The following is a 13,786-nucleotide window of genomic DNA, read 5'->3' as shown; positions in this document are numbered from 1 at the left end:
ACGGGGAACGTCTGAACCGGCAACCGCGCGCGGCGTTGGTAAAACCGGGCAGAGGGATCTCAAAGACAATATCAGGATGGAGAGTGTATGAGCAGTTATCGGATCGCAGTATTGCCGGGGGACGGCATTGGCCCTGAAGTGATGGCCGAGGCCATCAAGGTGCTGGAGAAGGTGCAGGCCAGGTTCGGCCTCGCCTTCGAGTATGATCGCCATGACGTGGGCGGCATCGCCATCGACAACCACGGCACCCCGCTGCCGCAAAGCACCATCGCGGGTTGTGAAGCGGCCGATGCCGTGCTGTTTGGCTCGGTGGGCGGCCCGAAATGGGAACATCTGCCCCCTAACGATCAGCCTGAGCGTGGCGCACTGCTGCCCCTGCGCGCCCACTTCAAGCTGTTCTGCAACCTGCGTCCGGCCCGTATCTATACCGGTTTAGAGCAGTTCTCACCCCTGCGTGCCGACATCTCCGATCGCGGATTTGACATCGCCTGTGTGCGCGAGCTGACCGGTGGCATCTACTTCGGTCAGCCCAAGGGGCGCGAGGGAGAAGGGGCGAACGAAAAGGCGTTCGACACCGAGGTGTACCATCGCTTCGAGATTGAGCGCATCGCCAAGATAGCGTTCGAGTCAGCACGCGTGCGCCGTGGCAAGGTCACCTCCATCGACAAGGCCAACGTGCTCGCCTCTTCCATTCTGTGGCGCGAGGTGGTGACGCAAGTCGCCAAGTCCTATCCGGACGTAACCCTCAACCATATGTACATCGATAACGCCACCATGCAGCTCATCAAGGATCCCTCCCAGTTCGACGTGCTGCTCTGCTCCAACCTGTTCGGCGACATCCTCTCCGACGAATGCGCCATGATCACCGGCTCCATGGGGCTGCTCCCCTCCGCCAGCCTCAACGAATCGGGTTTCGGCCTGTTCGAACCTGCCGGTGGTTCGGCCCCGGATATCGCCGGCAAGGGTATTGCCAACCCCATCGCCCAGATCCTCTCCGCCGCCCTGATGCTGCGCTACAGCTTAGGGATGGAAGACGCAGCTCAAGCCATCGAGCAGGCCGTGGCCCAGACCCTGGCCGAGGGTTACTTCACCGCTGACCTGCATCAGGCCAGCGCCCGCCATCCGGTGCAGAGCACGTCCGAGATGGGTAGCCAGATCGCCGCCCGGATCTGAGCCGCATAACAGAGAACAAGGAAGAGAGAAGCAATGGCCAAGACCCTCTATCAGAAAGTATTCGACGCCCACGTGGTACGGGAAGTGGAGGGGGAGACCCCCCTCATCTACATCGACCGCCATCTGGTGCATGAAGTGACCAGCCCGCAGGCATTCGACGGCCTGCGCGCCATGAACCGCCAGCTGCGCCGCCCGGATCTGACTTGGGCTACCATGGATCACAACGTCTCCACCACCACCAAGGACATCGCCGCCTCCGGCGAGATGGCCCGCATCCAGATGGAGACGCTCGCCGAAAACTGCAAGGAGTTCGGGGTTCGTCTCTACGATCTCAACCACAAATATCAGGGGATCGTCCATGTGATGGGCCCCGAGCTCGGCATCACCTTGCCCGGCACCACCATCGTCTGCGGCGACTCTCACACCGCCACCCACGGCGCCTTCGGCTCACTGGCGTTCGGCATCGGCACTTCCGAAGTGGAACATGTGATGGCGACCCAGACCCTGAAACAGGGTCGCGCCAGGACCATGCGCATTTCGGTCAACGGCAAGCTGGCCGAGGGTATCAGTGCCAAGGACGTAGTGCTGGCCATCATCGGTCAGGTTGGCCATGCCGGTGGTACCGGCTACGTGGTGGAATTCGCTGGCGAGGCCATTGCGGGCCTCTCCATGGAAGGGCGGATGACGGTGTGCAACATGGCCATAGAGCTGGGTGCCAAGGCGGGGATGATTGCCCCCGACCAGACCACCATCGACTACATCCGTGGCAAGGAGTTCGCCCCCAAAGGCGAGGCGCTGGAGCAGGCCATCGCCTACTGGCAGAGCCTCAAGAGCGATGAAGGTGCCCGTTTCGATGCCGAAGTAGTGCTGGATGCCGCCGATATCGCCCCGCAGGTCACCTGGGGGACCAACCCGGGCCAGGTGATTGCCGTCAATGAGCCGATTCCGGCACCGGAATCCTTCAGCGATCTGATGGAACAGCAATCCGCCCGCAAGGCGCTCGCCTACATGGACTTGCAACCGGGCCAGAAGCTCTCCGACGTTGCCATCGACAAGGTGTTTATCGGATCGTGCACCAACAGCCGCATCGAGGATCTGCGTGCTGCCGCCGCCATCGCTCGCGGTCGCAAGGTAGCCGCTGGCGTGCAGGCGCTGGTGGTGCCGGGCTCCGAACAGGTGAAGGCACAGGCCGAAGCTGAGGGCTTGGACAAGATCTTCATCGAGGCTGGCTTTGAGTGGCGCCTGCCCGGCTGCTCCATGTGTCTGGCCATGAACAACGACCGGCTGCAACCGGGGGAGCGCTGCGCCTCCACCAGCAACCGCAACTTCGAAGGGCGTCAGGGCCGCGCCGGCCGCACCCATCTGGTGAGCCCGGCCATGGCCGCCGCTGCCGCCGTCACCGGCCGCTTCGCCGACATTCGCGCACTGTAAGAGGACATTTCGATGACAGGATTCAAACAGCATAAAGGGATCGTCGTCCCCCTCGACAGCGCCAACGTCGACACCGACGCCATCATTCCCAAACAGTTTTTGCAAAAAGTAAACCGCATCGGTTTTGGCAAGCACCTGTTCCACGACTGGCGCTTTCTGGACGATGCCGGCCAGCAGCCCAACCCCGAGTTTGTACTGAACCAACCGCAATTTGCCGGTGCCAGCATTCTGCTGGCCCGCGAGAACTTCGGCTGCGGGTCTAGTCGCGAGCACGCCCCCTGGGCGCTGGCCGACTACGGCTTCAAGACCATCATAGCCCCGAGCTTTGCCGATATTTTCTACGGCAACGCCATCAACAACGGCATGGTACCGGTACGTCTGAAGGAGGAGGAGGTCGACACCCTGTTCCAGCTGGTGGCCGCCCAGCCGGGCATCGAGATCGAGGTGGATCTGGAGGCCAATCAGGTACGCGCCGGCAAACTCAGCTTCGGTTTCGAGATCGATGAATTCCGCCGTTACTGTCTGCTCAACGGCTTGGATGCCATCGGTCTGACCCTGCAGCACGAGGCCGCCATCAGCGCCTTTGAGGCGAAGCAGCCGAGCTGGATTTAACGCGCCAGTTGCAAAAAAACGAGTAGAATCAACAGGGAGCTTCGGCTCCCTGTTTTACTGTCCGCGACGCTTCCCACTTTGGGCCACCGGAACTGGCCCGTGCCACAGGAAAGGATGATGAAGAGACCGACGGCAATCCCTCTACTCTGTGCCCTGCTGCTTGCCCTGCCTGCGGGGGCCAGCCAAACCAGCTTCAACAACAGCCTCGGCCAGATCAGCGTCGGCTGGCAGGATAGCGAAGGCAAACCCCAACAGCTCACCTACCGACTCGAACAGGGCAAGTTGCCGCCTCTCATCGCCTATCGCCCGGCGAGAATGCAGGAGGAGGTGTTGCAGGTGTTGCTGCGGGAGGTGCGCCAGAACTACCCCGAGGTGCAGTTCACCCTCGCTCGCCCCTCGCTGGAGCTGCATCTGAAAAGCCGCAATCAGGACAAGGCGCGCGAGGCGATGGCCTTTCTGGAGTCACAACGGGGTAAAGAGGAGCAGGCGTGGCTGACCAAACACTACTTCCAGTACTTCAACACCCCCGACGGGCAGCTGGCGGTGAAGCAGGATCATGTGCGCATCGCGCTGGAGAGTCGCAGCGGGCTGGCTCCGCTGGCGGATCAACTCAAGCAGCAGGGCAGCACCGAAACGGAAGCGCGCCAGAAAACCGTGGCCCATATGCTCACCTTTATCCAGAGCATCCCCTATCAGCAGCTCGACAGCCTGAACGGCAGGCAGGGCAAGGGATTTCTATCTCCCCGTCAGGTGCTGGAGCAGAACCGGGGTGATTGCGACAGCAAGGTAACCCTGATGGCCGCCATGCTGGCTCAGCTCTTTCCGGAGCTGAAACAGGCCATGGTGTTCGTCCCCGGCCATGCCCTGCTGGCCGTTGACCTGCCCGCCAAGCCGGGGGATGTGACCCTCAACTGGCAGGGGCAGAACTACCTGTTGCTCGAACCTACCGGTCCCGCCACCTTGCCTGCAGGCCAAATAGCATCGACCAGCAAAACGCTGGTCGATAGCAAGCAGTTGAGTGTGCAGCCGGTTCAGGAAAAAGGGTAATCCCCTCCCTCTGCCGATGGGGAGAGAGGATTAACCCTGAGGCAGAAACTCTACCGCCAGCAGCAACCCGCTCTCCTCCTCCAGCACACGGATAATACGGGCATGGGCTTCAAAGGGAGGCAACAGGTTGTTGTTGGTGGCAAGACTGATCCGGATGGGCTGATTGATGTCGAGCTGGTGTTCAGAGACCGCAATCCCCATGCCGTTGGCACTGAGATCCCGGCAGATCCCCTCCAGCACCAGCTGCTGCTGATAGACGGTGACCGGAGCATTGATGACCATGCGCGCAAAGGCACGCCTTTCCTTGGTATTGGTAAGCACGCGAACATCCTCTGTTGGGTGGGCGTCATCTCATGGGTATTGCACAATTGTGCTGGTCTACCCAAAAGAACGTTAATACAATGCGGTTCGTTTCTCAAACGGGGTGCGGTTTACCGCTGAGATTATACCCGTGCACCTGATCCAGATAATGCTGGCGGAGGAATTTGAGGCATGGCGCTCATTTTTTGCGCCCTCACCCGCTGGCACCTCGTTATTAACAAGTAATAGGGAGTGCCACCCATGAAGACCCTGCTGCTGATCACCACCGGCCTGCTGTCGGCCAATGTGTTCGCCGCCGACACCCTCACCGTCTACACCTACAGCTCCTTCACTGCCGACTGGGGACCCGGTCCCAAGATCAAGCAAGCCTTCGAGAAGGAGTGCGGCTGTACCCTCAATCTGGTTCCCCTCGAAGATGGCGTAGCCATCCTCAACCGGCTGCGACTGGAGGGCAACCACAGCAAGGCCGACCTGGTGCTGGGGCTGGATGATGCACTCATCAGTGAAGCCAAGCAGAGCGGCCTGTTCGCCTCCCATCCCGCCAAGCTGGATGGCATCAAGGTGCCGGGTGGCTGGCAGGATGACACCTTTGTCCCCTACGACTACGGCTACTTCGCCTTCGTCTACGACAAGAGCAAGCTCAAGACCCCGCCCAAGAGCCTGAAAGAGCTGGTGGAGCGCCCCGATCTCAAGGTTATCTATCAGGACCCCCGTACCTCGACCCCGGGACAGGGGCTGATGCTGTGGATGAAGTCTGTCTACGGTGACAAGGCTCCTGAAGCCTGGGCCACGCTTGCCAAAAAGACGGTCACCGTCACCAAGGGGTGGTCCGAGGCCTATGGCATGTTCCTCGATGGCGAGGCGGACATGGTGCTCTCCTACACCACCTCCCCCGCTTACCACCTGATTACCGAGAACAAGCCCCAGTATCAGGCTGCCGCCTTCGAGGAGGGTCACTACCGCCAGGTAGAAGTGGCCGCCAAGCTGAAGAGCGCCAAACAGGGGAAACTGGCTGACCAGTTCCTGCAATTTATGGTGAGCCCCGCCTTCCAGCAGGAAATCCCGACCGGCAACTGGATGTATCCGGTTATCGACACGCCGCTGCCCAAGGGCTTCGAGCAGATGATCACCGTAGCCAAGCCGCTCGCCTTCAGCAGCGATGAGGTGGCCGCCAATCGCAAAGGGTGGATCCGCGAGTGGCTGCAAGCCGTCACCCAGTGAGCCGTTATCTGAAATTACAGGCTCGTCCCCTCTGGTGGTTGCCGGGCAGTGCCGCCACCCTGTTGATCCTGCTGTTATCTCTCGGGCCGCTCGCGGCCCTACTGTGGCACGCCGGTTCGCTGGCCCCCCGCACCCTGCTCGCAGATCCTTATCTGCGTCATGTGCTGGGCTTCAGTCTGGGACAGGCACTGCTCTCCACCCTGTTCAGTCTCGGGCTGGCCATTCCGGTGGCCCGCGCGCTGGCGCGGCGCCGCTTCCTTGGCCGCACCCTGCTGATCAAGCTATTTGGCCTCTCGCTGGTACTGCCGGTCATCATCGCCATCTTCGGCATCGTGGCGGTTCATGGCAAGCAGGGGTGGCTGCCGCAACTGTTGCGCTCACTGGGGCTGGATCCCGGCAATTATCTCTACGGCCTGTTCGGTATCCTGCTGGCCCACGTCTTCTTCAACATGCCGCTGGCGGCCCGCCTGATGCTGCAGAGCATAGAGAGCATCCCCGAATCGAGCTGGCGCCTCGCCAGCCAGCTCGGCATGCGCTCATCCCATATCTTCCGGCTGCTGGAGTGGCCGCTTATTCGCGGCATATTGCCGGGGCTGGCCAGTCTCATCTTTATGCTCTGCTTCACCAGCTTCACTACCGTGCTGGCGCTAGGGGGGGGGCCGAAATCGACCACCCTGGAGGTGGCCGTCTATCAGGCGCTACGCTTTGACTTCGATCTCGCCACCGCGGGCGGACTGGCGCTGGTGCAGCTGATCCTGACCGCCGCCCTGCTGCTCCTGCAACACAAGCTGCAGAGTACCCCGGCCAGTCGGGTGACTCCCCGTCGCCCCTGCCTGCGACCGGATCGCCATCAGCCGGGCGCGGCTGTGGTGGATCTGCTCTCGCTCGGTATCGGGCTCGCCATCTTTCTGCCACCGCTGCTGGCCATCGTGGTGGCGGGCCTTCACCCGGGCCTGCTGACGGCGCTCACGTCCAGCAAGCTGTGGCAGGCGAGCGGCCAGTCGCTGCTGATTGCGCTGGCGGCGGGCACCCTTGCAACCCTGCTTGGCAGCGGCCTGTTGCTCACCAGCCGTCACCTCAAGGTGCGCACCCGCCAGCGGCGCGCTGCGGCCCTATGGGAGGCCAGCGGTTCGATGATCCTGATGATCCCGGCAGTGGTGCTCTCCACCGGACTCTTTATCCTGTTTATGCCCTTTGCCGATGTATTTGCACTCGGCCCCTGGCTGGTAGTACTGGTCAACGCCCTGATGGCGCTGCCCTATGTGATGCGCACCCTCTCAGCCCCCATGCAGCTGGTGGTACGCCAGTACGATCGGCTGGCGGACAGTCTGGGGGTACGCGGCCTGCATCGCCTGCGACTGGTGGAGTGGCCGCTGCTGCGCCGCTCGCTGGCACTGGCGATGGCGCTGTCGATGATCCTCTCGCTGGGGGATCTCGGTGCCATCGCCATGTTTGGCAGCCAGGAGCTCACCACCCTACCCTTGCTGCTCTACCAGCAGCTCGGCAGCTACCGGCTGACCGAAGCGGCCGCCACCGCCCTGCTGCTGCTGACGCTCTGTTTCTCCCTGTTCTGGCTGGTGGAACGGGGGCTTGGAGGAAAAAATGGCGAGCAACATTGAGATACTAAACGCCTTGCGCCCCTGTGCCAGCGTTTCTGCGGCTGTTCCGGCTGGTGGAACGGACCCTTTGAGGAGGAAAACATGCTGAACATTGATACGCTTGCGACCAGCTACCCCGACTGGCGCGTCAGCTTCAGCGCGACCCTGCCCAAGGGGGAGATCACCGCACTGATCGGCCCAAGCGGCGCAGGTAAATCGACCCTGCTCGGGATGATCGCCGGCTTCGTGCCGGTGGAATCAGGCCGCCTCAGTTTCGATGGTGAAGACCTGCTGCCACTGGGCCCCGCCGAGCGACCGGTCACCACCCTGTTTCAGGATCACAACCTGTTCCTCCACCTGTCGGTGTTCGACAATATCGCCATCGGCTTGCACCCGGGCCTGCGCCTGAGTGCAGCCCAGCGGGCACAGGTGATCGATGCAGCCGCACGGGTTGGTCTTGGCGAGATGTTAAACCGCCAGCCTGAACAGCTCTCCGGCGGCCAGCAGCAGCGAGTCGGGCTGGCTCGCGCGCTGGTGCGCGGCAAACCGCTGCTGCTGCTGGATGAGCCCTTCTCTGCCCTCGATCCCGCCCTGCGCCGGGAGATGCTGGCGGAAGTGGCGAGGCTAGCCTGCGAACAGGGCATTACCGTACTGATGGTGTCCCACAATCCGGAAGATGCCCAGCTGATTGCCGATCAGGTGCTCTTTGTCGACGAGGGCCGCATCGCCCTGCAAGGCAAGCCGGATATTCTGCAAAATAGCGACCACCCAGGGCTGCTGCGCTACCTTGGCCAATAGCCCTTGGGAGTAAAGACTGCGCCATGATCAAAAAGGGAGGCCGATTGGCCTCCCTTTGTATCTGGAAATATTCATTTAAATCAGAGATTTTCCTCGGCGAACGAAGCCAGTCGGCTGCGCACCACGCCATTGAGGAAGATGTTGGCACTGCCGTCAAAATCCTTGAAACGCTCGACGATGTAGGTGAGACCCGAGGTCACCGGGCTCAGGTAGTTGGAGTCGATCTGGGCCAGGTTACCGGAGCAGACGATCTTGGTGCCCTCGCCGCAACGAGTGATGATGGTCTTGATCTGGGACGCGGTCAGGTTCTGGCACTCATCCAGCAGCACGAAGGTGTTCTGGATGCTGCGCCCACGCATGAAGTTGACCGATTTGAACTGGATGTTGGCCTTCTCCATGATGTAGCTGAGCGAGCCGCTCATGTTCTCGTCCTGCTTGTGCAGCACCTCCAGGGTGTCGGTCACCGCTGCCAGCCAGGGCATCATCTTCTCCTCTTCAGTGCCGGGCAGGAAGCCGATGCTCTCGGCAATTTCCGGGGTATTCCGGGTGACGATCACCTTCTCGTAAATGCCCTTCTCAATCACCAACTCCAGCGCAGCAGCCATGGCCAGCAAGGTTTTGCCGCAACCCGCCGGGCCGGTCAGGATCACCAGATCGATGTGCGGATCGAGCAGTGCATCCAGCGCCATCCCCTGATAGACATTCTTGGGATGGACACCCCACGCCTTGCGAGACATCAGTCGCTCGCGGCCCAGATCCTTGATGCGGATCTTGTTGCCATCGTGGCTGAGCACCCGGGCGGCGAAGAAATTCTCTTCATCCACCAGATACTGGTTTACGTGAACCCCTTCCAGCAGATTGGCATCGATCACATGGATGGTGTCGCGGCCATGGGTCTCGCTCTCGCACTCGCCAACCCGCTCCCAGAAGCTGCCGGGCACCACCTGAAAGCCTTTGGCCAGCAGGCGGATATCGTCGATCAGCTGGTCGCTGCGGTAATCTTCAACGTGAGCAAGCCCGGCCCCCTTGGCCTTGAGGCGCATGTTGATGTCTTTGGTGACCAGCACCACCTGACGCTTCAACTCGTGCTTTTGCAGATAGAGGGCCGCGTTGATGATGCGGTTGTCGGCCTCCTTGTCGGTAAACACCTCGGCATCCTGCGGCAGATGGTGATCGCTGAAGATGCAGATATTGCCGCTCGCTTCGCCAGCCAGCGGCACACCCTGGGTGATCTGATCCGGGGTTGCATCGCGGAACACATCTTCCAGCGCACGAATGGCCACCCGCGCGTCGCGGCTGACATCCTTGTTGCGATCCTTGATGTTATCGAGCTCTTCCAGCACCGTCATGGGGATGAGCACGTCGTGCTCTTTGAAGGAGTAGATAGCGAGGGGTTCGTGAAGCAGAACGTTGGTATCCAGGATAAACAGCTTTCGGTCCGTATTGTCCATAAGCATCCTCCTTGGCACTGAAGGGCCACGTGTGTGAATCTCGGATGTCATTGAAACCACACGGCCGTGACAGTTTTATTACCCTCAACGCTACGCCCGATTTTACTATCGTGCAACAAATCACTGGGCCGCCTGATTTGATTGCGCATAAAAACAGCAATAAAAAGACCGGCACTGTGGCCGGTCTTTCCTCTCTTGTTCAACTACTTGGGCATGTTTTTCAGCCGCACTTGGAGTCGCCACAGTTGAGGCAGGTCATGCAGCCATCCTTCAGCACCAGCGCCTTGGTGTGGCACTTGTAGCAGAGCGCCGCATTGGCCGGGAAACCACTGCCCGCCTGTTGCTCTTCGGCCTCCTGAGCGGCTTTCAACTCAGCTTGCTTCTCAGCCAGAAACGCCTGCTGATGCTCATCCAGTCCCGGCGCCTTGAGCATGCCGATCTCGGTGAGATGGCTCTCGATCACGTTGCCAATTTCGGCGATCAGCGACGGCACATACTTGCCCTTGTTCCAGTAGCCGCCCTTTGGATCAAACACCGAGCGCAGCTCCTCGACCAGGAAGGTGACATCCCCACCCTTGCGGAATACCGCCGAGATGATGCGGGTCAGCGCCACGATCCACTGATAGTGCTCCAGGCTCTTGGAGTTGATGAAAATCTCGAACGGACGGCGAGTTTCGTGAACCGTGCCCTCGTTGAGAATGATGTCGTTGATAGTGATGAACAGTGAGTGCTCGGAGACATGCTCCGGCGTCTTCAGCTTGTAGGTGGTACCCATCAGCCGCTCCGGGCGCAGCACGGTTTCGTGCATGTGCACCACGTCATCCTGCACAGAGAGATCTTCTTGCGGCTCATCCTTGGTACGCACCTTGTAGGCGACGATTTTCTTGTCGATCTTCTTGACCATAATGTCGTTCTCAGAATTTACCGTAATAGCCTTCTTTCAAGGCGTCGTAGAGGTTGGCGGCCGTATGCAGCTCGCCATCGTATTCGATCTCTTCGTTCCCCTTGACGGAGATGACGGAGCCATCCTCAAGGGTGAACTCATAGAGGGTGTTCTCCAGATCCTTCTCCTTCACCAGCACGCCCTGGAAGGCCTCCGGATTGAAGCGGAAGGTGGTGCACCCCTTGAGGCCGGAGTCCGAGGCATACATGTAGATGTCCTTGAACTGCTCGAACGGGAAATCAGTCGGCACGTTGGCGGTCTTGGAGATGGATGAGTCAATCCAGCGCTGAGCCGCCGCCTGAATGTCCACATGTTGCGCCGGGGTGATGTCATCGGCAGTAATGAAATAGTCCGGCAGACGGCTCGCCACATCATCGGCATAGGGCATGGCGGCCGGATTCACCAGCTCGCGGTAGGCCAGCAGCTCGAAGGAGTAGACATCGACGCTCTCCTTGCTCTTCTTGCCCGGCTTGATGACGTTGCGGCTGTAGTGGTGGGCAAAGCTCGGCTCGATGCCGTTGCTGGCATTGTTGGCCAGAGACAGCGAGATGGTGCCGGTCGGCGCGATACTGCTGTGATGGGTGAAACGACCACCCACTTCCGCCAACTCGGCGACCAGCGCAGGATCCACTTCGGCAACCTGCTGCATATAGCGGCTGTAGCGCGCATGCAGCACCTTGCCCTTCACCTTGTCGCCTACCTTGATGCCATCAGCCGCCATTTCCGGGCGCAGACGCAGCATCTTGCCGGTTACTTCGAACTCCTGCTCCATTATTGGGGCAGAGCCCTTCTCCTTGGCTAGACGCAGGGACTCCTGCCAGCCGGTCATCGCCAGCTCCTGGGATACCTGCTCGGTAAAGGCCACGGATGCAGCGGAGCCGTACTTGATCTGCAGCATGGTGAGGGTCGAACCAAGCCCCAGGAAGCCCATGCCGTGACGGCGCTTGGCAGTGATCTCCTCGCGCTGTTTGGCCAGCGGCAGTTGGTTGATCTCCACCACGTTGTCGAGCATACGGGTGAAGATGGCCACCACCTTGCGAAACGCCTGCCAATCGAACGCAGCGCTTTCAGTAAAAGGGTCGCGCACAAACTTGGTCAGATTGACCGAGCCCAGCAGGCAGGCGCCATAAGGCGGCAAAGGCTGCTCGCCACAGGGGTTGGTCGCGCGGATCTCTTCACAGAACCAGTTGTTGTTCATCTGGTTGACCTTGTCGATCAGGATGAAGCCGGGCTCTGCATAGTCATAGGTGGAGGTCATGATGACATTCCACAGCTTGCGGGCGGGCATGGTCTTGTAGACCTTGCAGGCGACCTGCCCCAACTCGTTGAATACAACCCCTTCCTTGTTGGGCCAGTCGGCCCATAGCACCTGAGCGGGATCGTTCAGCCCAATGCCATCCTGCTCCACCTCTTTAGCGGTATAGGGGAAGATCAGCGACCAGGGGGCATCCTCTTTCACCGCCTTGACGAAATCTTCGGTGATGAGCAGAGAGAGGTTGAACTGACGCAGGCGGCCATCTTCACGCTTGGCCTGTATAAACTCGATCACATCGGGATGGCGGATATCCATGGTGCCCATCTGGGCGCCGCGACGGCCACCGGCTGACGAGACGGTGAAACACATCTTGTCATAGATATCCATAAAGGAGAGCGGGCCGGAAGTGTAGGCTCCGGCACCGGAGACAAAGGCACCGCGCGGGCGCAGGGTCGAGAAGTCATAGCCGATACCGCACCCAGCTTTCAGGGTCAGACCGGCCTCGTGCACCTTGCCGAGGATATCGTCCATCGAATCTTCGATGGTGCCGGAAACAGTACAGTTGATGGTTGAAGTGGCAGGCTTGTGCTCAAACGCCCCCGCATTAGAGGTGATGCGGCCCGCCGGAATGGCCCCATTGCGCAGCGCCCACAGGAACGGCTCATACCAGGCTTCCGGCTCCAGCTCCTGCTCTGCCAACGCACGGGCTACCCGCTGGTAGGTCTCGTCGATAGAGCTGTCGATGGGAGTGCCATCCTTGCTCTTGAGGCGATACTTGCTATCCCAGATCTCGAGGGACGTTTCCTGCATGGGGATAAGGCGGGAGCCAAGCTCACTCTCCAGCACCGGGTTCGATTTAGCCATTTTCAATCAACCTTATGTGAATGCATCAACATCATGACAACAGCAGAAAACACCACTAATGGTGCCATCTAAAATTAATGGCACAACATATAGTACACCTGATGCCATGAGGGCGCCGATTCTAACCTAAAAAAATGCCCCGGCCAGCAGATTTCTGGGCCAGGGCACTTAACTGATTAATTTGCTGAGGGATTTAACACTCAGAGATAGATCAGGGCTTCTTGACGTAAACTGACGGCGTTTCACCCGCCATATTCAGATAGAACTCATAGACGCCATCAGCATCCGGTGAGAACTTCATGTCCTCATACTTGGAGCAGGGGTTAACCGGCACCGCCTCACCACCCAACACGGCAACACCATCACTCGGGCTCTTGTAGCCAAAGTTGGTACCGCAGCTCCAGCCTGAATCAGCAAACTTGAACTTGTAGGGGGCCCACTCTTTCTTGAGGGTGCCTTTGGCCATATAGAGCTTTTCCGCCACCTTGACTACCTTGCTTTCATCAGTCGCCATCCAGTCGTTCATCTCCCCGCGCAGGTAGATGGACTTGCCACCGAAGTCGCTGTTGTCTGCCCCAGCCTGCTCTGCACCACCATTGGATGCGCAACCGCCTAATACCAGGGTTCCCGCCGCCAGCATCATCGTTACTGTTCTCTTGAACATGAGTCTATTCCTTAAATTATTGTGATTCCTTGGTCCATCAATATGGACTGAAGAATTAAACCAGAGGAGACATCACAAGAAAGGTAGAGGCATCACATTCTGTACTTTTTGTATCCAACACATTGAATTGGTGAGCAAATATCGAACAGAAAAAGAGGTCTTTTTGGGGCTTTAGAAGGCTAATCAATGAATGACAAGAAGGGGGAAGTCTAATAATCCGGCGACGTGATGAATTACAGGCAATAAAAAACCCCGCTCGATGAGCGGGGTTTCTTGTATTGGGTGCCTGGCAGTGTCCTACTCTCGCATGGCGAATGCCACACTACCATCGGCGCTACCGCGTTTCACTTCTGAGTTCGGCATGGGATCAGGTGGTTCCACGGCGCTATGGCCGCCAGGCAAATTCTT

The 13,786-nt window shown here is 59.6% G+C and carries 12 protein-coding genes, 1 rRNA gene and 1 riboswitch; of the genes, 7 read left to right on the top strand and 6 right to left on the bottom strand.

The window, feature by feature from the left end:
• Window positions 1-87 precede the first annotated feature (87 nt).
• The 4 genes from leuB to AB5Y73_RS00885 all read left to right on the top strand — a co-directional run bounded on the left by leuB (window position 88) and on the right by AB5Y73_RS00885 (window position 4,263).
• Window positions 88-1,173 carry a 3-isopropylmalate dehydrogenase gene (gene leuB / locus AB5Y73_RS00900; protein WP_107682650.1) on the top strand — a complete coding sequence of 362 codons (1,086 nt, stop codon included), beginning with the start codon at window positions 88-90 and terminating at the stop codon, window positions 1,171-1,173.
• A 33-nt stretch (window positions 1,174-1,206) separates the two neighbouring features.
• Window positions 1,207-2,604, top strand: coding sequence for a 3-isopropylmalate dehydratase large subunit (gene leuC / locus AB5Y73_RS00895; protein ID WP_005339153.1), 1,398 nt, complete (start codon window positions 1,207-1,209; stop codon window positions 2,602-2,604).
• Between the two features lie 12 nt (window positions 2,605-2,616).
• Window positions 2,617-3,216: a 3-isopropylmalate dehydratase small subunit gene (leuD, locus tag AB5Y73_RS00890; RefSeq protein ID WP_107682651.1), complete on the top strand. Its 600-nt coding sequence runs from the start codon at window positions 2,617-2,619 to the stop codon at window positions 3,214-3,216.
• A 117-nt stretch (window positions 3,217-3,333) separates the two neighbouring features.
• Window positions 3,334-4,263, top strand: a complete 930-nt coding sequence (locus AB5Y73_RS00885; protein WP_107682652.1) for a hypothetical protein — start codon at window positions 3,334-3,336, stop codon at window positions 4,261-4,263.
• 30 nt (window positions 4,264-4,293) lie between these two features.
• Here the strand turns inward: AB5Y73_RS00885 and AB5Y73_RS00880 are convergent, their stop codons facing one another.
• Window positions 4,294-4,584: a PilZ domain-containing protein gene (locus AB5Y73_RS00880; RefSeq protein ID WP_005339160.1), complete on the bottom strand. Its 291-nt coding sequence runs from the start codon at window positions 4,582-4,584 to the stop codon at window positions 4,294-4,296.
• A gap of 89 nt (window positions 4,585-4,673) precedes the next feature.
• A riboswitch (TPP riboswitch) is annotated at window positions 4,674-4,764 on the top strand.
• A 60-nt stretch (window positions 4,765-4,824) separates the two neighbouring features.
• On the opposite strand from AB5Y73_RS00880, the gene thiB reads away from it, so the two are divergent.
• From thiB to thiQ, 3 genes are all read left to right on the top strand, one after another.
• Window positions 4,825-5,805, top strand: a complete 981-nt coding sequence (gene thiB, locus AB5Y73_RS00875) for a thiamine ABC transporter substrate binding subunit (RefSeq protein ID WP_107682653.1) — start codon at window positions 4,825-4,827, stop codon at window positions 5,803-5,805.
• On the top strand, window positions 5,802-7,424 hold the full coding sequence (gene thiP / locus AB5Y73_RS00870; protein WP_107682654.1) for a thiamine/thiamine pyrophosphate ABC transporter permease: 1,623 nt from the start codon (window positions 5,802-5,804) through the stop codon (window positions 7,422-7,424). Before thiB ends, thiP begins: the two co-directional genes overlap by 4 nt.
• Window positions 7,425-7,505: 81 nt before the next feature.
• Complete coding sequence (gene thiQ / locus AB5Y73_RS00865; RefSeq protein ID WP_107682655.1) at window positions 7,506-8,201, top strand: thiamine ABC transporter ATP-binding protein; 696 nt, start codon at window positions 7,506-7,508, stop codon at window positions 8,199-8,201.
• Window positions 8,202-8,281: 80 nt separating this feature from the next.
• Here the strand turns inward: thiQ and AB5Y73_RS00860 are convergent, their stop codons facing one another.
• From AB5Y73_RS00860 to rrf, 5 genes are all read right to left on the bottom strand, one after another.
• The gene (locus tag AB5Y73_RS00860; RefSeq protein ID WP_005358170.1) at window positions 8,282-9,652 is read right to left on the bottom strand and encodes a PhoH family protein; all 1,371 of its coding nucleotides are present in this window, start codon (window positions 9,650-9,652) and stop codon (window positions 8,282-8,284) included.
• A 220-nt stretch (window positions 9,653-9,872) separates the two neighbouring features.
• On the bottom strand, window positions 9,873-10,556 hold the full coding sequence (locus AB5Y73_RS00855) for an NrdJb (protein WP_100646741.1): 684 nt from the start codon (window positions 10,554-10,556) through the stop codon (window positions 9,873-9,875).
• 10 nt (window positions 10,557-10,566) lie between these two features.
• Window positions 10,567-12,714 (bottom strand): adenosylcobalamin-dependent ribonucleoside-diphosphate reductase, encoded by a 2,148-nt coding sequence (locus AB5Y73_RS00850; RefSeq protein ID WP_107682656.1) that lies wholly within the window; start codon window positions 12,712-12,714, stop codon window positions 10,567-10,569.
• Window positions 12,715-12,925: 211 nt separating this feature from the next.
• Window positions 12,926-13,378: a pullulanase gene (locus tag AB5Y73_RS00845; RefSeq protein WP_107682657.1), complete on the bottom strand. Its 453-nt coding sequence runs from the start codon at window positions 13,376-13,378 to the stop codon at window positions 12,926-12,928.
• Window positions 13,379-13,662: 284 nt separating this feature from the next.
• Window positions 13,663-13,777: ribosomal RNA gene (rrf, locus tag AB5Y73_RS00840) — 5S ribosomal RNA — on the bottom strand.
• Between the last annotated feature and the right edge of the window lie 9 nt (window positions 13,778-13,786).

This window comes from Aeromonas sp. s7(2024), from assembly GCF_040907825.1.
Classification (GTDB): domain Bacteria; phylum Pseudomonadota; class Gammaproteobacteria; order Enterobacterales; family Aeromonadaceae; genus Aeromonas; species Aeromonas veronii.
The sequence above is the reverse complement of the archived record's forward strand: the minus strand, read 5'-3'. Positions and strand labels throughout refer to the sequence as shown.